Source organism: Anaeropeptidivorans aminofermentans (genome assembly GCF_940670685.1).
GTDB classification, from domain to species: domain Bacteria; phylum Bacillota; class Clostridia; order Lachnospirales; family UBA5962; genus Anaeropeptidivorans; species Anaeropeptidivorans aminofermentans.
This window is the reverse complement of the sequence record NZ_OW711693.1, coordinates 423,899-442,746: the sequence shown is the minus strand read 5'-3', so window position 1 is coordinate 442,746 and position 18,848 is coordinate 423,899. Positions and strand designations below refer to the sequence as shown.

Genomic DNA, 18,848 nt, shown 5'->3' with positions numbered 1-18,848 from the left:
AACATATGCAAGTTTTTTCTTCATATGTTATAAAGAATACGGCTCTTAGATTAATGTATTTATTCTCCAAGTATTAAGCATAAAACCGGTAAAAAAATACTGTTTTTCTCTTCATCGAAAGGCTTATTTCCAAATTATGCTTAGAAAGGCATTTATTGCAAATATGCTATGGCTTTAGGTCTTTAAACTTTGATATTGTAAATATAGACGCTCCTGTTTATAAAAATTATTAAAACAAATGTCGTTTTTATTGAGGTCTTTTCTCTTCAAAATCAAAGTCAATACGCAAACAAATTTTTTAAATTTTTTTATTGACAAACCCATACAAAGATATTATAATACATCTTGTTGCAGCAAACAACAATAAATATGCAGTAGTGGCGGAATTGGCATACGCGCAAGACTAAGGATCTTGTGAGGTCAAACTCGTGCAGGTTCAAGTCCTGTCTACTGCAGTAAGAAAAAGACATGGCTTTTTTATAGAAAGCGATGTCTTTTTTTGTTATAATGAAGAGCATGATGATTTAAACTTTATTGAAGTACAGGGTTTAAAGGTAAGCACAGGAAGAATATTTTAATCATTCAAGGCGGCGGCCGATCCAATAGAAATACAGCACGGTTTGCAAAAGCATTTATGGAAGGCACGAAAAAAGCCGGTCCTAAGTGTGCGCCTGCATCCTTACTTATAGCCGAAGTAAAAGGGTGGGCAGCAATCCTTAGCAATATGGCAAAAAACGGCTTCAACGATTTTGCACTGAAGATTAAAACTGCCGATTTAATTGTATGTACCTCTCTTCTTTACTTCTGGACAATTTCTGCCGGAATCAAGGTTTTTATCGGGCAATTTTACTGTATCGCCTGGAGAATTCTTATCTGCCTTCGGACCCCCTATGGAAATTTTCTGCTAAAGACTGTCTATTTCTTATAACGGCGGCAGACAACTTTTCTATACATTTGAACAGATGGTTTCTTATTATGGTTCTAACCGGCAAACTTACGGGCTTTCATAATAAGGGCATGGTACTAAACAGGCGGCTGCAGCAATACCAACGGCAAGCCCCAGATTGCCAAGACAATTTATCTGATAAAAGCATATGAATTTGGCAAAACTATTTATAATTAAGATTCATAAAGAAACATATTCAGCAGCTTATTTTCAAAAAATCCTTTTCCACCATTGTCACAAAAAAAGTACGTACAGCCTATCCTTTAGGCTTAATCGCTATTATTTCATCGGCGGTTTAAAGAAAACAAACATATTTTTTGCAGATAGCAAAGGAGAAAAGAAATTACATGGAAAATAATCAAGGACTTAAAAAGAATTTAGGCGTTGCAACGGCCATGTCTATTGTCGTAGGCTGCGTCATCGGCGCCGGCGTATTTTTCAAGCCGTATGCCATTTATCAGGCCACAGGCGGTGCTCCCGGTATGGGTATGCTGGCGTGGATTGTCGGTGGTTTTGCAAGCATCGTGGCCGCGCTCACCTTTGCGGAGGTGGCGGTTCTGATTCCAAAAACCGGCGGTATGGTAGCTTATCTGGGTGAGGTCTATAATGAAAAAATCGGTTTTTTGGCCGGCTGGATGCAGACAGTAATCTTCTATCCTGCCTTTCTGGCCGGGTACGGCGTTAAGGTCGGCTCAGAACTGGGTGCCTTCTTAGGCATGCAGTACGCTCTTCCCATAGCTATGGCAGTAATCATCGCCTTAGTGGCTTTGAACGCATTAGGCTCTAAAACCGCAGGCGGCATTCAAGTAGTTTCCACCATATGCAAATTGATACCGCTGTTCCTGCTGATGATTTTTGGCTTTATTTTCGGCAGCGGAAATCACCCTATCTTTACCCCGATGGTGGCAGAGGGTAAAAACTCGGCAGCCGTTCTCGGCTCTACGCTCCTGGCAGTGCTTTTTGCCTTCGAGGGCTGGACTAATGTAGGTACTATCGCAGGCGAAATGAAAAACCCCGGTAGAGACCTTCCCCGAGCAATCGTCGGCGGTGTTTCTATTATCATGGCGGTATATTTCATCATTAATATGGCCTATTTATGGGTAATACCGGCGGACCAGCTGATGAATCTGGAGTCTCCCGCTTCCGCCGTGGCAATGGAGATTTTCGGGCCGACAGGCGGTTTGCTGATTAAAATCGGCATTATCATCTCCGTTATCGGCGCTGCCAACGGATTTCTGATGTCCGGTTCCCGGGTGGCTTATTTGCTGGCCTGCCAGAACACTTTGCCTGCAAGCCGCCGCCTAAGCAGCCTGAACAAAAATCAGGTTCCTGCCAATTCTATTATCTTAGTAGGATTTTTAGCCTGCCTTTATTCTTTAAGCGGCAAATTTGATATGCTGACGGATCTTGCAGTCTTCTCCTGCTGGATTTTCTATACTTTAACCTTCGCTTGTGTTATGAAGCTTCGCAGGACAAAACCAGACCTTCCGCGTAAGTACAAAGTGCCTTTATATCCCGTTATTCCTATTCTGGCCATTTTAAGCGGCCTCTATGTAATGGCAAGCCAGCTGTTCCTGTCTGGAAGCGGCCCTAGGATTCTGTCCATCGGCAGCATTGCCATCACCTTATTGGGCCTGCCGGTATATATGCTCGTAAAGCGCTACTATAATAAATAAACTGAAAAATCAAAAGACAGTTTTAAATAGAATTAAGCATACACAGCAAAGAAATCTAACGCTTAATTTTCAAAAACAAATCATATAATAATTTTAAAAAGACATTGTTTTCCATCAAGGGAAACAATGTCTTTTTTGCAGCTTTAACATTGACTTTCAAAACAAACAGCTCCTGGAAAAGTCGATATATTTTGTTTTTTATGGTAAAACAAGGGGGATTTGAAGTAAAGAAATACTCTTTATGTCAAATATATGAAGGAAGAGATAGAAATATCGGCTCATAACTGATTTTATAGTAAAATATCCTTAGGCAGTGTCTGAAAACGGTCAAACCGACAAGAATGATAAATAAACTAAAGTTTATTTATCATTTTACAGCAGAGATACATTTTTCAGCTTGCAAGCTGAAAAAGTATTGTTTGCAAGAAAATGTGAATTCGAATGGAACCGGAAAGAAGTCCGGTCACGCGCAGCGTGATTTTTGCGAAGCAAAAATTCTGAGAAGAAAAACGCAGAAATAGCGGTGCTATTTTGAGTATTTCCGATGAGGAAGTCACGTTTTATGGCAAAATAGCCTAGAGTTTGGAGTTTTCAGACACGCCCTAGGGTAATAACAAAAATCCATTTTTCATAAACGGCCTAATATAATAGAAGCACTTATATTAAGCCACTCAAAATATACGGTTTTTGTTACTATAATTAAACTATTTTACTATATACAGAAAAAGGGATTGACCGGGTATTGGGAGAAGTTAAAAGAATAGGAATGCAATTTAATGAGGAATTTTATAATTTGACAAATGAGGATTGATTTTTCATTATGCCGATAAAAGCTGATGCTTTCTGAGGATTTTCCCAGAGGCATCAGCTTTTTAATCAGAGCTTAACGATTAAATTTTCAGGAAAGTGTAACCTTAATTTCCGGCAAGTCTCTTTAAGGAGTTTAACCTTGCATTTTTTAAAGAATATTATTCTCTAATGGAAAGAACATATTTGCAATAGCATCGAAAAAGGCAAAGCCACTGCACATAGAGGATTTCACCTGAATAAAATTCGTTAAGCCCCGCTTCTTTAAAAGCCCGTGTTAATTGCTTTTTTGTAAAGAGCCTGCGCAAACCCGAGCCTTTATTTTCATAAGCTTTTTCAATAAATTTTTTATATAGTTTCTTTTGGGCAGGCATGATATCCGGCCGCTCTTTTTTCTTTAAATAAATCATAACAACATCAACCCCTGGTTTAGGGTGAAAATCGTCGCGGAGAAAATGATAAATAATGTCGATATCAAAAAACGGCTTCAACATAAGAGATTTTTGGCTTTCACAAGGCTTCCCTGAAAATCTTTTGGCAGCGCCCTTTTCCATTATAAGCCATGTTTCTTTCGGGGGGTTTTTATTATCCGTAAGCTTATGGATAATTGCCGTTGTATGACAGAAGGGAATGTTTGAAAAAACTTTATACCCTCCGGCAGAAGGCAGATTCCATTGAAGAAAATCATGATTATATAAGGTTAAGTTTTTAGTGTTTCTGAACTTTTCAAGAAGCCTTTCATATAGCTTCCTGTCTATTTCAACAGCCGTTACCTTTTTACATAGTTCAATAAGATGACTTGTTGTATGGCCCTTTCCGGGGCCTATTTCAATTAGATGGTCTTTATGGGAAATCGTTGTTTTCGAAAGCAGCCTTTGAATGGTTTTGTGGCTTGTTAAAAAATTCTGAGATACCCAAACAGGCGGATTTTGCCTGTTATTTTTATTTTTGGACATAAAAAATACACCTCTTCGATTTTATTCGGGTCGAAAAAAGGTATACAAAAATAAAGGTAGTATATGCTATACTTTCCTTATTCTGTACACCTTATTTACGAATGCGAATAAAACAACACATAGATGTATGAATCCTCCAAAAGTAAATTATATTTACTATTATACAATTAGGCTTTATTTTGTCAAGTTTATTATGATATTACTTCAGATAAATGCTTTTATACGTTTACGCAATATTTATAGAAATGCTTCACAGTAGGATTATAATTTAAAGGCCTTTATCTGTAAAAACTAATAAGTCGCAGATAAAAGATAAAAGGCCTTTGCTATCTGTAAAAGAATATTTATTGAAATGTTCTATGATTTTAAGATTATTTTTATTAAGATAAACATTATGATACCATCTTTATTTCATCTTCCAGCCAGTACATTATTTCAAGCAAATCATTTTTTATTCCTATTAAATAGGGGGATCGGACTTGGCTTAAATCAAGCAAATCAGGGACGCCTATAACATTTAACTTTGCCGCATGGCATGCAGTTATTCCGTTAATGGAATCTTCAAGGGCGATGCAGTTTTCTTTATGAAGGCCGGATACTTCTATACAGCGGTTATAAAGGTAGGGGTCCGGCTTTGACGGGGTATCCGGGGAGCCTGTGATAATTTTTTCAAACCTGTGGATTATGGAAGCGCTGTTTAAAAAAATATGAGCCCTTTCTTCATAAGTTGAGGTTACGATATATTTCTTTATATTATTTTCATCTAAAAAATCAAGCAATTCCAAAGCGCCTTTTTTAACAGGCACGCCGTGTTTTTGAATATGGTCATCTAAGATTACATTCTTTTTATGAAAAAAATCCTTTAAAGAAAAATCTTCCCCGTATTGCTCACGAATAAACCGGGTGAATTCTCCGTTTGAGCCGCCTATGGCCTTAAGCATAATATTGGGGTCAAAATCAAGATTATGAGCTTCAACGGTCTTTTTCCAGCAATCCATTTGCAGCCTTTCTGTATCCAGCAGCAAACCATCCATATCGAATAAAACAGCTTTTAAATTCATAAAGCAATGCTCCTTATACCATTATTTAATCATCATGAGCCTCATCTAAATCCGCCATATACGGATTCATATAAACAATCTGGTCTTTCCCCTGAGTTATATATGCATCGATATTTTTATCATTAATCTCCTCCGGCGCAAAAACCACCGACAGAAGCATGGGAAGGTTCATGCCGGAAATGACATGAATCGGGTATGACTTCAAAAACTTAACGGCAGTTTGATTAATGCTTCCGCCTATAATATCTGTAAATACAAGGATATTTTCTCCATCGATATGATCAAGGGTTTCTCTTAAGGTATTTTCAAAATTAAGCCCGTCTTCATAAGCGCATATGTATGAAACCGAATCTTCTATGTCGTTATTGAAAAACTTAAGAGAATCATACATTCCCTTTGCAAGATTACTGTGGGAGGCAAGAATAATTCTGTTCATTGTCAGACTTCCTTTCCTATTTTTGCATATTAATTTTATATATTATAACACATCTGAATTATATTTGTATATACTATTTAAGGCAAGCCATATAATTCAAAAGAAATGCTCTGTCTTCTCCAATCGGCAGTATTTCTCGATAAAGCAATATCCATTAATTACTTGACAAAATTTTATATTTATTAATTATATAGTTTGTTATTTCCCAAAGTTCTGATATAATATGAATCAAATCAAGCACAGCTTGATTTGATTCACGAATACATTTCACGAAGAGAAATGTATGAGTAAAATTATACTTTTGTATACAATATAAAGATAATCAAGCACAGCTTGATTTGATTCACGAATACATTTCACGAAGAGAAATGTATGAGTAAAATTATACTTTTGTATACAATATAAAGATAATCAAGCACAGCTTGATTTGATTCACGAATACATTTCACGAAGAGAAATGTATGAGTAAAATTATACTATGTATACAATATAAAGATAATCAAGCAAAGCTTGATTTGATTCACGAATACATTTCACGAAGAGAAATGTATGAGTAAAATTATACTATGTATACAATATAAAGATAGTCAAGCAAAGCTTGATTTGATTCACGAATACATTTCCCGAAGGAAAATGTATGAGTAAAAGTATACTTATGGCATAACACAAATACATTTCTTGGAGAGAACTGCATAAATAATAATTACACTTATGATATATCTAGAGGAGAACAAATAATATATATTTATATTCAGGGAGAATCATATGAAAGATATACCAAAGTATTTGGAAATTGAAGCATACTTTATTGATAAGATTGAAAATAAGGAATTTGACCATGGGTATAAAATACCCTCGGAAGATGAGCTTTGCAAACTCTTTAACACCAGCAGAATGACCGTTAATAAGGCCCTTACAAGGCTTCGGGAAAAGAAATACATCACCCGCACCCCAAGAAAAGGCTCCTTTGTTAGTCATGAGCGCCATAAAAAAATGGCCAGTGACCATACGAAAAGTCTTACTCAAGATATTATTAATTTTGGTATGGTTCCCAGTATAAAAGTCATTGAATACAGGGTAATCCGCGCCTGCGAACACCCGTCTCTGGCTAAAATGATGGAGCTTGAAGACGGGGACTATATCCATTACTTTATAAGGCTTAGGTACGGCGACGGGAAGCCTTTTGCCTTATCATATACTTATCTTTCGGCTAAAGTAGTCCCTGAAATAAATGTAAAGGCCCTTGAAGGCTCTCTCAATGAATATCTTCAAAGTAAAAATATCACCCGAAGCTTTTTATCCTCTGAATTCTCAGCCACACTGCCGACAGCCGAACAAAAAAAATGGCTTGAATGCGATGACATTGCTTTGCTTAAGTACAGTTTGTTTTGGCATACAGGTGATTTATTATTTGAGTATACAAATCATTATTTTATCGGAAACCTGTATTCCATAACGAATACTTTGGAAATCAAAAAAATGGACGATGAGCAGATACAACTCGAAAAGCAAGAATTAGATTAAAATTTTTAGGCAATGTCAGAAAATAGTCAACCTGTGGATATTTTGCAAGAAAATGCGAATTCGAAGAGAAAAACGCAGAATATCATACCTTTATATTTTTGTGCAATGCGAAAATATTGAGGCAAGGTTTTGACGTTTTAGGTCAAAACTGCACGGCATATTCCCAGTATTTTCATGAAGAAGTCACACTTCTTTTATGGCAGGGTTGGACTTTTCAAGCACACTCTAGTTATATTGAAGGTTCTTTAAAAACTCCTATACTGAACAAGCTTTTTAAATTTACTGAATATAAAAAGGATTTATTAAAACACATTATTTCATATGAATAGTATCACTGTACTTATAGTTTTACTTTCAGCTAATGCTGTACAGGCTGGATGTATTGATTGCTCTTTAAAAACCAGTAAAGAATTTTTTTCTTTTATCGATAGATTTGAATGTTAAGGGTTGTTAGGCGGTGCCTAACAACCCTTATATATTTAATGCATTAATAGGGAAAACTTCTAACTTTTTAGCCTCTCTTCATATGGGAAGATACGGAGCGGTTTTTCACAGGGCTTACCTTGGTATCGATGCCAACTGCTTCACACAATAAAGCTGAAAGCACCTGGAATGGCACAACATAAATAATGGGAGAAAGGATATCCGTTGTTTTGTAGCTGAATTTTAAATCTTGCTCCCCCGTTTCGATGTCTTCTGAGGTTATTACGTATACATGCTTTGTAAAGGCCTCTTTATAATATCTTGAAAGCGCCTGTAAACGCTCTAATTCCGGTCCGCCGGAACCTATCATAAAGATATAGTTGTTTGCATTATATGCCCTTAAGGGACCGTGCATCTGCTCTTCCTGTTCATAGCCTGTGCAGGGTTTTGCATAGGTTTCAAAAAACTTAAGCCTCGCTTCCAGAGCCGTCGGAAAGTTCGGCCCATACCCTGATATGGAGGATTTATTCATTTCAAGAAGACCGGGCTTTTGTTTTTCAAACCATGCGATACTCTCATTGACAATGGTATCAAAATTTTCCATAAGGGATTTTGCATCTTCGTTCAGCTTGTTATATTGAGCCTCATCAAGAATCCCCTTGGCCTTTGCCGCTTCAATAGCTAATATATAAAACTGAAAAAGGCTTTCTGTATATCCTCTTGTTTCAGGGCCTATTTCTTCCTGCTCACAAACAAGGCGAACCGTTTCATCGGTTAATTCTGTTATAGGTGAACCTAATTCTTCTGTAATTCCTATGGTATAGTAGCCTTCCCTCTTGGCCTTCTTCATAGCTTCACAGGTTGAAATGCTTGTTCCGTGCTGTGAAAGACCCATAACCAGGATTTGATCTTTTGTATACATACCGTTAGGGTTCGCCGGCTCATGGTAAGCAAATAATGTAGGCTGGCATGCAACACCTTCAACACCAAGAATATTAACAAACATATTTCTGATTACAAGCATGGAATGGTGTGAAGTTCCGGAACCTAAAAAGAATATTTTCTTGAAATCTCTTTTGGCCATAGTTTCGATAAACTGCTTTCCATAATCAAAGCGCTCGTCAAAAGCTCTTTTCAGCACTCTTTGCGTGTCTTTCACATGCCCTATCATAGACAATTTTTCCATAACGACCTCCTAATAATTATATACATATTTAAAATTCAATTTGCATGGCATCGCATTTTAAACTTTATCATATATACAAATAAAAGTAAATAATATAATCAGAATTTGCCTTGATAAATGAGACTTTTGTCAATGTAATGAAATTTATCCTTAAAATATGGCTATTTTGTCAACTATACTTATATTGACAATATTATATTGTATGATTATAATTTTGTATATACTATATTGGCATGGCATTTTATCAGTTTTGAACAATACGAGGTTTAGTATACAATTATATCTATCACGCTTATATTTTTATGCTGCTTCGTCTCTATTGTATATACGAATAGTTTCGGATATACTCATCTTTAACACAGGTATGAATTGCAAAGGATAGGTTGTCTTAAAGAAAACTTATCAAACCTTATTTCTACTATATAATTTAAAAGGGAGGTGCATTATATGATAGCACTGGTTAGAATTGACGGAAGATTGGTGCACGGCATGGTAGCAGTATCATGGATGGGTGAGGTCAACCCAGATACTTTTGTCGTTGTAAACGACAGGGCGGCAAACGACCCGTTTGAAACAATGACATTAAAGCTTGCAAAGCCTGCAAATGCAGATATGTTCGTCTGGAGCAAAGAGAAGGCAGTTGACCGCCTTAATAGCGGTAAATATGATAAGAAAAAGCTCTTTGTTATCGTCGGCAATGTCTATGACGCCAAATATTTAATTGACAATGTAAAAGGTATTGGAAGGCTTAACGTCGGCCCTCCGCTGGACGAAAAAAGCGGGCGTATTACAGAAGGGAAAAAAGAAGTCGTAAACGTCTATATATCGCCGGAGGAATTCCAGGTGCTTAAAGAAATTCACAATAAAGGCGTAGAGGTTTTTGCCCAGATAACGCCTACGGTTGCCAAAGCAGATTATGAAGAAATCGCTAAAAAATTTGAATAAGCTCTATTAGGAGGGGAAATTATGGTGGTTCAAGGAATACTCGTAGGGTTGATTGCCGCATATGGACGAATTGAACAGGCTTGGCTTGGCCAGCAAATGATCGCCCGGCCCATATGGCTTTGTGCATTGGTTGGATTCGTCCTTGGGGACTTTACAAAGGGGCTTATGATTGGAGGAGCATTGGAGCTTATTTGGATGGGCGTAGTGCAGATCGGCGCCACCCCTGCCGAAGTTGTAAGCGGAAGCGTCATATCCTCAGCTCTCGTTATACATAATGGAATGCCTGTAGAAGAAGCCGTTACAATCGCTATACCCGTTGCTTTATTAGCAACTATTTTAGGTACTGTGATAACTACTGTAAATTCACTTTTATGGACGCCTATTGCAGAAAGCGCCGTTAAAAAAGCGGATCTTAAAACCATTTTCTGGGTTGGTATGGCAGGCGGCGGTACTTTGGCTGTCGTTTACTTTATTATTGTATTTGCCGCCTATACCTTAGGCTCCGGGGCAGTTGACACAGTTGTAAACAGCATCCCTGTTATTATAAGAACAGGCCTTTCAAACGCGGCAGGCCTATTGCCAGCAATCGGTATCGCAACACTGCTTAAATTTACATGGAATATTAAATTTGCAGGCTTCTTTTTCTTGGGCTTTTTCCTTGCATCTTATCTTGGAATCAGCAGCATGGGTATCGCCATAGCAGGCGCCGTATGTGCTTTCATATATTATCAAATGAAACCGGCAGAAGCGGAGGAGGATTAATGTGAGTACTGTAAGTGCAGAAAAAAGTTTAAAACTAACGCAAAAAGAACTTCGGTCAGTATTTTTAAGGCATTACCAGATATTAGGCCTTTACTCCTATGAAAGACAGCAAGCAACCCCTTATTGCCGGGCTATGATACCGGCGCTTACAAAGCTTTATCCGAAAAAAGAAGACCTTATAGAGGCTTTGGAACGCCATCATATGTTTTTTAATACCACCTGCGCCCTTGTTCCCTTCTGTTTAGGCATCAGCTGTGCTATGGAAGAAGAATATGCAAACGCTCAAGGTACAATGGACCCCTCATCAATTAATGCCATTAAAACAGCCCTTATGGGACCTCTTGCAGGCATCGGCGACAGTTTCTTCTGGGGCACCTTCAGGGTTATTGCCGCCGGTGTCGGCGCACCTCTTGCCGCCGCAGGAAATGTAATCGGCTTAATTTTATATTTACTTCTTAATTTAGTGCCCAGTACCTTAACCAGATATTTCGGCATGAAAATAGGATATAACGGCGGCCGTGAATTCCTCGCAAGAATATCCGCAGACGGCACTCTTACAAAGGCAACAGAGGCCGCAAAAATCCTCGGCTTGACGGTTATCGGCGGTTTAGTTTGTACCATTGTTAAATTCCCCATTAATTTGAAGCTTGACATGCAAGGCGTTCCTCTTGACTTTCAGCAAATACTTGACAGCATTGTTCCCGGTTTATTGCCTTTGCTTTTATCATTTTGGGTTTATTCAAGGCTTAAAAAAGGAAATAATCCTAATATAATCCTTCTCCTCCTCTTTGCAGTCGGCATTGTATTTACATTAATTGGTATTATGTAAAAATATAAAAGCGGCAAATCCTTTATGGCTAAACGCTGTAGAGATTGCCGCTTTTATTGTATATATAAATAGATTGATTTTATTCTCGAATATATTTCATAGAGAGATATTCTCAAAATCTATTCTTCTTCTAATATTCTTTCTATCTTCTGCTCTTATTAAAGGCTCCTTAGGTCAAGTCTATGGCGCTTTTTTAAAGAGCTTTTGTATTATTTGTTTAATATGGCCGCACAAATCCTTTTAAGCCCTTCTTCTACTATAGACCTGGGGCAGGCAAGATTAAGACGGATAAAGCAATCTGAATTGCGGACAAACATATTTCCGCCTTCCAGTAAAACCCCTGCTTTGTTGGCAAAAAACATGGGCAAATCTTCGCTGCCGTCAAAATAAGCAGATACATCAACCCAGGCAAGATACGTCGCTTCTGATATTTCAAATTTTGCTTCAGGCAGGTTTCTAGCTAAATAATCCTTTGTATATAGAAAATTATCATCTAAATAATGCTGAAGCGCCTCAAGCCAGTCTGCACCTTTTTCATAGGCGGCCTGGGCCCCTGCTACGCTCAAAGGATTATCAAAATTATAATGCCTTTTAAGCCACAGCTGCCTAAGCTTATCATTTGGGATTATAATATTTGAAATCATTAATCCTGCAAGATTAAAGGTCTTGCTGGGGGCCATGCAGGTTATAATTCTATCATAGTTAGGAAAGAGCTTTGCCAGAGGGATATGGTGCTTTCCCTTTCGTAAAAGGTCACAATGGATCTCATCTGAAATAATCCACAGTTTATTCTTTATGCAAATTTCTCCAAGCCTTAAAAGCTCCTCCTCTGTCCAGACTCTTCCCGTAGGGTTATGAGGGTGGCAGAGAATTAAAAGGGTCGTCTTTTCATCAGAAGCCTTTTGAGCAAAATCCTCAAAATCAATTTTAAAAAATCCGTTCACATTAATAAGGTCGGAGCATACATGCTCCCTTTCATTAAAATCTGCCGCGTATTTAAAATAAGCATAAGATGGGGTTAAGAATAAGGGCTTTTCATCTGGTTTGCATATATGCCCCACAAGCTCATAGAGTGCAGGAATAATCCCGTTAGACGTTACTAAATGCTTTTTATCAAATGCCCAATCATATCTGTCTTTGCACCATTTAGCGAAGGCATTATAATAATCATCGGTAAAAATACGGGTATAGCCAAAAATTCTCCTGTCAAGCCTCTCTTTCATTGCGTCAATAATAACCTGGGGAGCAGCAAATTCCATATCTGCAACCCACATACGTATGAATTCATCATCTTCATAAGGAAATACCATAGCGTCATCCGCGTGAAAAATATAATCGCGAAATCCGTCTGTATTTAATGCGTTGGTGTTTCTTCTATCAATAATTTCATCAAAATTATACATATATCTGCCCTTTCCTGCTTTAGTTAACTATGGTAATTTTCATTTTAAACAGCAGTAAGACAATCTCATTTACTCTATAGTAAATTTAAATTGAAGCAGTAATAAAACCGTATATGCCTTGAATTCATATGAAATAGCAGCATTGTCAATTTGCTTTTCTTTTATTTTATGTCCCCTAAAGTCAAATGCCTATAAAGGTATAAAAGCAGATTGACTATACAAGGATTCAAAAATGCGTTTTAGAAGCAATATAATAAAACGCCTTTGTGAAACTGCCTTTATTTGATTTTATATATTGAAAGGCTTATGTCTATTACGGTATATAGTAAATTTTAAATGAAACAGTAATAAAAATCGTATATTTTATGCTTAGTGAACCTGGAAACACTTACAGGGAAACTGTTAAAGTGTTTTCAGGCGAACGCCCCCTTACAGCCAACAAAGATATTTTAATCTTTGTTGGCTGTAAATGGCTTAAATATAGGAATTTTATATGTTTAAGCCGTTTATGAAAAATAGATTTTTATTACATCCTTCAGCGAAATTTACTATAAAGGCAATTTCACTATGTTTCCGAAGGAAATCCGTATTTTTATACTATAATAATTCTCAGCTTAAATAGGAATAAAACAATTTCATTTTATTTGAATGAATGGTTTGGTGAAATTTATTCTTCCTTACTGTTTAAAATGAAATTGTCTATACGCGAACTTGGAAAAGGATGCAGGCGGAAGTCTGCAAATCTTTTTAAGTGAGCGTTTTCTTATCCTTATCAAACTTGTTTTTTATTTGGTATCGATGAATCCGCAGTAAATAGGTTTTTTACTTCTTTATAAGAAATTTACTCTAATATAATGATATGACAAAACCACAGCTTCCTTACTGTTTAAAATGCTCTTAGCTGAATAAACTTTAAAAACCGGAGGATAATCCCCCGGTTTCCGGATAAAAACCTAAGCTACTGTGTAAATCTTAACCTCAGGGTCCGCACTCCATAAGGGCTTTAAGCCAACGACAACATCGTTTTTAAACATTTCACTGTCAAGATAGTCCTTTGCATTCTCAACGCTGTCAAAGCCATGCAATACCTGTACATCCTCATCACGAATAAGGAGTTCTTTAGACACAGCTCCCTTAATCTGGGATAGAAACGGTCCGCGATAATCAGTATATACCTTAGCTGCTGCCGGCCGATTCTCTGGGTTTATTGCCATTGTGATTTCAAGATAAGCTTTTGCGCTCATATTTCACACCTCCGTTTAAATTATCTTTAGTTTGTTTTAACCATACTTAAACTATAACAAAGGTACTTATCAACGTAAATATATTAAGAAACTTATAAGCTACTAATAAATTTCATAGTTTGATGTTTACAGTAAATTTCTTATAAAGAAGGAATAAAAGACGATTCGCTACAGAACAAAACTGGGGTTTACTTGTATAAATCCTGAATCGGCGCTCCCTAAGTTTATGGGGCTTATTTGAACCGCTTCGGCTTTGCCCTCTAAGTAAAAGACCCTTTTTTATTACTCAAAAGCACAGGTTTCCGCAGGAAACATAGTGAAATCACATTTTTGAGCCTAAGCGGACACGCGGTTTTGTTCCTGTTTCACTTTAAATTTACTGTAAGCTATATCCTGTAGGAGTTTATCATAGCATCATAAAAGGAATCCCTATACTCAAGTATTAAAAAGCCGCAGATTCCTAAAGGAATCTACGGCTATATCAATACTGATTCAAAAACTTATTCAATATTTCCAAAAAAAGCATTGGAATCTTCCGGCGCTTCCTGTCTTTCCTTATCTGTATAGGCCCTTATAGGGGATGCGACGGTAATCCTATAGCTTTCAAATATTAAATCTCGGCCTTGCTGCTGGCTTTTGCGGTGTTGTTGTTGATTGCGCCATTCTTCTACAGCTTCTTCATTCTCCCAAACAGAAAGGCTAAGGAGCTTTCTTTCGTTTATAAGGCTTGAAAAACGCTCGGAGCGTATAAAGCCTTTCGCCTTTTCCAAATCGTCTTTAAGCTTACGGGCCATGGAAAGATAGCTGTCCATGCGGTCTTCTTTTATAGTAACCTCAAACAATACTAAAATCAAATTTACCCCTCTTTTCGTTTTTTGCTCTTATTCTTTTCTCCTATGAATGACTTATTTTATCTCCAGATATTAAAGAGCCGTACCTTTTGAAGGCACAAAAAAGCGGGACATATCCACGCCTTCCAGTTCAAGCAGTTTTATCTTTGTATGAATGCCGCCGGCATATCCCGTCAAGCTTCCGTTTGACCCAACAACCCGATGGCAGGGGATAATAATCGATATGGGATTATGACCCACCGCTCCCCCTACCGCTTGGCTTGACATGCTTTCTTTGTTCATTTTAGCCGCCATTTTTTTAGCGATACCGCCGTAAGTTATAACCTCGCCGTAAGGTATTTCACATAAAATATGCCATACTTCTTTGCGAAAATCACTTCCGGCGGGGGCTAAGGGTAATTCTGAAATAAGGGGATTTTCGCCGGCAAAGTACCTGTCCAGCCATTTTTTCACGGTGTCAAATATAGGCATGTCTTTATTTTCTGCCATATCTTCGAAAATAGTGCCCCCATGATATTTTTGCCCCTCAATCCATAGGCCGGTAAGATTATCTCCGTCGCTTGCCATAGTAATTATTCCCAAGGGGGATGGGTATATTGTTTTATAATACATAAGATACCTCCTTATAGAGTGTTCCATAGACTCATTGTGGCATAGCTGCGCCACGGACGCCATGCTTCTGCCATTTTCAATAATTCCTTTGGTGTATAGGGCTGCAATGCTTTTTTTACCCCTGCGTCTGTTTCAAGAAAAGCATCGGGCCATTCCATAGCCCGCATAGCAATATACTGAGCCGTCCAGCTGCCAATACCCTTAATGGACAGGAGCTTTTTCATTTCTTCCTCAGGACTTGCCGGATAGTCAAAATCAATTTCTTCTTGTACAAATGCCTTCGCCAATTCATAAATAGTATTTGACCGGGAAGCTATAATACCTAAAGGGCCAAAGTAATTTTGAAGATTTTCTCCTAAGGCAAATACCTCTTCCGGCAAGGGAAAGGTGTAAGTTAGCCCGTCCATTCCTGTTTCAATGGGCCTGCCGTAATGTTCAGAAAGCCTTGCCGCTAATGTGCTAGCGGCTTTTACAGTAATTTGCTGCCCTAAAACAGCCCGAACCGCCATTTCAAAGGCATTGAAGCACCCAGGCACCCTTGTTCCCAAAACCCAAAGGCCGGGCCTGATATGGTTCATTATTTGAAGGGTTTCATGAATCTCATCAGGGTCACAATATAAGTCAAATAAATGCTTTATCCTGGCTAACACTTGAGGAAGCACCGAAAGCAAGGCTTCGCTTACAGTAACATTTAATACGTTCTTTTTAGGATTGTGGTCTACTTTTACCCAGCCGTATAGATGCTTTCCTTCCGAATTTTTCAGACAGACCGTTCGCCTGTAGGCCCCGTTTTTTACAAGTTCCACTCCCTTTATTGCGCGCCCGGCAAGGAAGCGAAGCATTTCTTCCCAAGGATAAGGGGGGCGGTAGCCTAATGCCAAGGTAATGCTTCCGTTATGGATTTTTTCTTCTTTCATTTCTTTTCGTAAAGCCGTGGGGGAAAGCTTGTACTGCTTTTTAAAAAGGTCATTGAAGCGGCGAAGGCTGCCGAAGCCTGATGCCATTGCAACTTCCAGCACCGCCAAATCCGTATCTGTAAGCAGGTTTTTAGCAAGAAGCAATCTGCATGTTTGTAAATATTGAATGGGAGAGACATGATATTCCGCCGTAAATACCCGGCGCAAATGCCTGCCGGTACAGCCCAGCCGCTTTGCGGTTTCCTCTAAGCTTTGACCGCTTCCGCAGTTTTTTTCAAGCATCCTTGCCGCCCTGTAAACCAAATTGGCAGTAGCATCTGTAATTGAAGTTCCCGGGGCAAGCTCCGGCCTGCATAAAAGGCAGGGGCGGTATCCTGCTTGCTCAGCTTCCGCCGCAGTGGCATAAAAGTTGCAGTTTTCGGCTTTAGGCTGTTTCGCCCGGCAAACCGGACGGCAATAGATGCCCGTAGAGGATATTCCTACAAAAAAACGCCCGTCAAAGCGCGCATCTTTCGCCTTAAACGCCAGATACAATGCATCTTTATTATCCGCCATAGCGTAACCTCCTTTTTGAAGCAGTTTGATAGTTGAATTCAAAAGAAATAGCAGCATTGTCAATTTGCTTTTCTCTTATTTGATGCCCTCTGAAGCCAAATACTTACAGCGGTGTAAAAGCAAATTAACTGTATACTCGAATAAAAGTAAAACAGTAGTGTTGTAAATTTGCTTTTCCTTGATTTTATGCCTTCTTGGAACCTGTTGCTTACTATGGAAGAAAAGCAAATTTACTATATATCAAAAGCATAGTTTATATTAATAAAATCAATTAAACTTTCTCTTTATTCACAGTATACCACATTTCGTGAAAATGTCTGGCCGTTTTCGGACATGATTTTTAAAATTATGGAATCTTCTCTTCTGTTTATTATCATTGAATACAGATGTGCAAACTGGTATACTGTAAAAAAGGTTATCATTATATAAAATGAGGTGAGCGGCCATGTGGCAATGCCCTAAGTGCGGACGGGAGTTTAAAAACATAAATCAAGACCACTACTGCGGTGAACCGCCGAAAACAATTGACGCCTATATTGCTTCTCAGCCGGAGGATATTCAGCCGCTTTTAAATCAAATACGGGATACCCTAAGGCAAACGCTTCCAGATGCAGAAGAGCGTATTTCCTGGAGTATGCCGACTTACTGGCATAAGCAGAATATTATTCATTTTGCGGCGTTTAAAAAGCATATGGGGATATACCCCGGCGATAAAGCTGTAGCCCATTTTTCTGAACAGCTCACAGAATATAAAACAAGCAAGGGCGCTATCCAGTTTCCATACAGCAAAGAATTGCCCCTTCATCTGATTTCAGAAATAGCAAAATGGTGCTATGATACAAGAAATCATCATTAATGGGCTCTGATTCTATAAAATAGGTCCCTATAAGATGCAAGATTAAATCCATTTTTACGCCAATAATTTAAGTAAATACAGTAAATTTTTTATAAAGAAGTAGCGAAAACCGATGCACTGTGGATTCATCTTTACCAACATAAAAAAGAAGTTTGATAACCATAAGAAAACGCTCACTTAAAAAGATTTGCAGGCTTATGCCCGTATCCTTTTCCAAGTTCGCGTATAGACAATTTCATTTTAAACAGTAAGGAAGAATAAATTTCACCAAACCATTCATTCAAATAAAATGAAATTGTTTTATTCCTATTTAAGCTGAGAATTATTATAATATAAAAATACGGATTTCCTTCGGAAACATAGTGTAATTGCCTTTATGCCGCAACAGACCCGGGGCTTTCATATATAAAATCAAATAAAGGCAGTTTCACAAAGATGATTTATTATGTTTCTTCTAAAACACATTTTTGAATCCTCATATAATCAATTTGCTTTTATACCTTTATAAGCATTTGACTTTAGGAGACATAATAAAAAAAAGCAAATTGACAATACTGCTATTTCATATGAATTCAAGGCATATACGGTTTTGTTCCTGTTTAACTTTAATTTGCTATAGGCATAAGATTAATTTATCTTATGTCTATTTTTTATTTTTGCTTTTTATAAGCGCTGTTAAAATTCATCATAAACCTACCCCTGTTAAATAAACTTTACTTACTTACGGCCTTATGTATTGACTGAAAAATATCCGGCATTCTAATATAGCTTTATATAAAGCTTCCTTTAGAGCAGTTCTATTATTGAATATTTTTACAGCTTCTGCAAACAATATAACATAAATTAAGTTAAAGGAGCT

Annotated in this window: 16 protein-coding genes and 1 tRNA gene; 8 read left to right on the top strand and 9 right to left on the bottom strand. The window is 37.8% G+C overall.

Features of this window, described 5'->3' with window-relative positions; genetic code table 11:
• Positions 1–371 precede the first annotated feature (371 nt).
• The 3 genes from NBX03_RS01750 to NBX03_RS01740 all read left to right on the top strand — a co-directional run bounded on the left by NBX03_RS01750 (position 372) and on the right by NBX03_RS01740 (position 2,622).
• Positions 372–455, top strand: a tRNA-Leu gene (locus tag NBX03_RS01750).
• A 179-nt stretch (positions 456–634) separates the two neighbouring features.
• Complete coding sequence (locus NBX03_RS01745) at positions 635–928, top strand: hypothetical protein (protein ID WP_323373248.1); 294 nt, start codon at positions 635–637, stop codon at positions 926–928.
• Between the two features lie 365 nt (positions 929–1,293).
• Positions 1,294–2,622 (top strand): APC family permease, encoded by a 1,329-nt coding sequence (locus NBX03_RS01740; RefSeq protein WP_250229064.1) that lies wholly within the window; start codon positions 1,294–1,296, stop codon positions 2,620–2,622.
• A gap of 968 nt (positions 2,623–3,590) precedes the next feature.
• Here the strand turns inward: NBX03_RS01740 and erm are convergent.
• From erm to NBX03_RS01725, 3 genes are all read right to left on the bottom strand, one after another.
• Entirely contained in the window at positions 3,591–4,385 is a 795-nt protein-coding gene (gene erm / locus NBX03_RS01735; protein WP_250229063.1) for a 23S ribosomal RNA methyltransferase Erm, read from the bottom strand.
• A gap of 392 nt (positions 4,386–4,777) precedes the next feature.
• Positions 4,778–5,446 carry an HAD family hydrolase gene (locus NBX03_RS01730; RefSeq protein WP_250229062.1) on the bottom strand — a complete coding sequence of 223 codons (669 nt, stop codon included), beginning with the start codon at positions 5,444–5,446 and terminating at the stop codon, positions 4,778–4,780.
• A 25-nt stretch (positions 5,447–5,471) separates the two neighbouring features.
• Positions 5,472–5,882 (bottom strand): PTS sugar transporter subunit IIA, encoded by a 411-nt coding sequence (locus NBX03_RS01725; RefSeq protein WP_250229061.1) that lies wholly within the window; start codon positions 5,880–5,882, stop codon positions 5,472–5,474.
• Between the two features lie 765 nt (positions 5,883–6,647).
• Here NBX03_RS01725 and NBX03_RS01720 point away from each other — a divergent pair.
• A complete protein-coding gene (locus NBX03_RS01720) occupies positions 6,648–7,406 on the top strand; it encodes a GntR family transcriptional regulator (RefSeq protein WP_250229060.1) in 759 nt (252 codons plus the stop codon).
• Positions 7,407–7,917: 511 nt separating this feature from the next.
• Here the strand turns inward: NBX03_RS01720 and NBX03_RS01715 are convergent.
• On the bottom strand, positions 7,918–9,015 hold the full coding sequence (locus tag NBX03_RS01715; RefSeq protein ID WP_250229059.1) for an SIS domain-containing protein: 1,098 nt from the start codon (positions 9,013–9,015) through the stop codon (positions 7,918–7,920).
• Between the two features lie 447 nt (positions 9,016–9,462).
• Here NBX03_RS01715 and NBX03_RS01710 point away from each other — a divergent pair, with 447 nt between their 5' ends.
• Genes NBX03_RS01710 through NBX03_RS01700 form a run of 3 tightly spaced genes read left to right on the top strand, consistent with a single transcriptional unit; the run spans position 9,463 to position 11,551 of the window.
• Entirely contained in the window at positions 9,463–9,960 is a 498-nt protein-coding gene (locus NBX03_RS01710; RefSeq protein WP_250229058.1) for a PTS sugar transporter subunit IIB, read from the top strand.
• Between the two features lie 21 nt (positions 9,961–9,981).
• Positions 9,982–10,722: a PTS mannose/fructose/sorbose/N-acetylgalactosamine transporter subunit IIC gene (locus NBX03_RS01705; RefSeq protein ID WP_250229057.1), complete on the top strand. Its 741-nt coding sequence runs from the start codon at positions 9,982–9,984 to the stop codon at positions 10,720–10,722.
• Between the two features lies 1 nt (position 10,723).
• The gene (locus NBX03_RS01700; protein ID WP_250229056.1) at positions 10,724–11,551 is read left to right on the top strand and encodes a PTS system mannose/fructose/sorbose family transporter subunit IID; all 828 of its coding nucleotides are present in this window, start codon (positions 10,724–10,726) and stop codon (positions 11,549–11,551) included.
• Between the two features lie 209 nt (positions 11,552–11,760).
• Here the strand turns inward: NBX03_RS01700 and NBX03_RS01695 are convergent, their stop codons facing one another.
• The 5 genes from NBX03_RS01695 to NBX03_RS01675 form a co-directional block, all read right to left on the bottom strand.
• Complete coding sequence (locus tag NBX03_RS01695) at positions 11,761–12,954, bottom strand: MalY/PatB family protein (protein WP_250229055.1); 1,194 nt, start codon at positions 12,952–12,954, stop codon at positions 11,761–11,763.
• 953 nt (positions 12,955–13,907) lie between these two features.
• Complete coding sequence (locus tag NBX03_RS01690; RefSeq protein WP_250229054.1) at positions 13,908–14,198, bottom strand: hypothetical protein; 291 nt, start codon at positions 14,196–14,198, stop codon at positions 13,908–13,910.
• Positions 14,199–14,698: 500 nt separating this feature from the next.
• A complete protein-coding gene (locus NBX03_RS01685) occupies positions 14,699–15,052 on the bottom strand; it encodes an antibiotic biosynthesis monooxygenase family protein (RefSeq protein ID WP_250229053.1) in 354 nt (117 codons plus the stop codon).
• A 69-nt stretch (positions 15,053–15,121) separates the two neighbouring features.
• Positions 15,122–15,661 (bottom strand): methylated-DNA--[protein]-cysteine S-methyltransferase, encoded by a 540-nt coding sequence (locus NBX03_RS01680; protein ID WP_250229052.1) that lies wholly within the window; start codon positions 15,659–15,661, stop codon positions 15,122–15,124.
• An 11-nt stretch (positions 15,662–15,672) separates the two neighbouring features.
• Positions 15,673–17,133, bottom strand: a complete 1,461-nt coding sequence (locus NBX03_RS01675) for an AlkA N-terminal domain-containing protein (protein ID WP_250229051.1) — start codon at positions 17,131–17,133, stop codon at positions 15,673–15,675.
• A gap of 445 nt (positions 17,134–17,578) precedes the next feature.
• On the opposite strand from NBX03_RS01675, the gene NBX03_RS01670 reads away from it, so the two are divergent.
• Complete coding sequence (locus NBX03_RS01670) at positions 17,579–17,989, top strand: iron chaperone (protein WP_250229050.1); 411 nt, start codon at positions 17,579–17,581, stop codon at positions 17,987–17,989.
• Positions 17,990–18,848 lie beyond the last annotated feature (859 nt).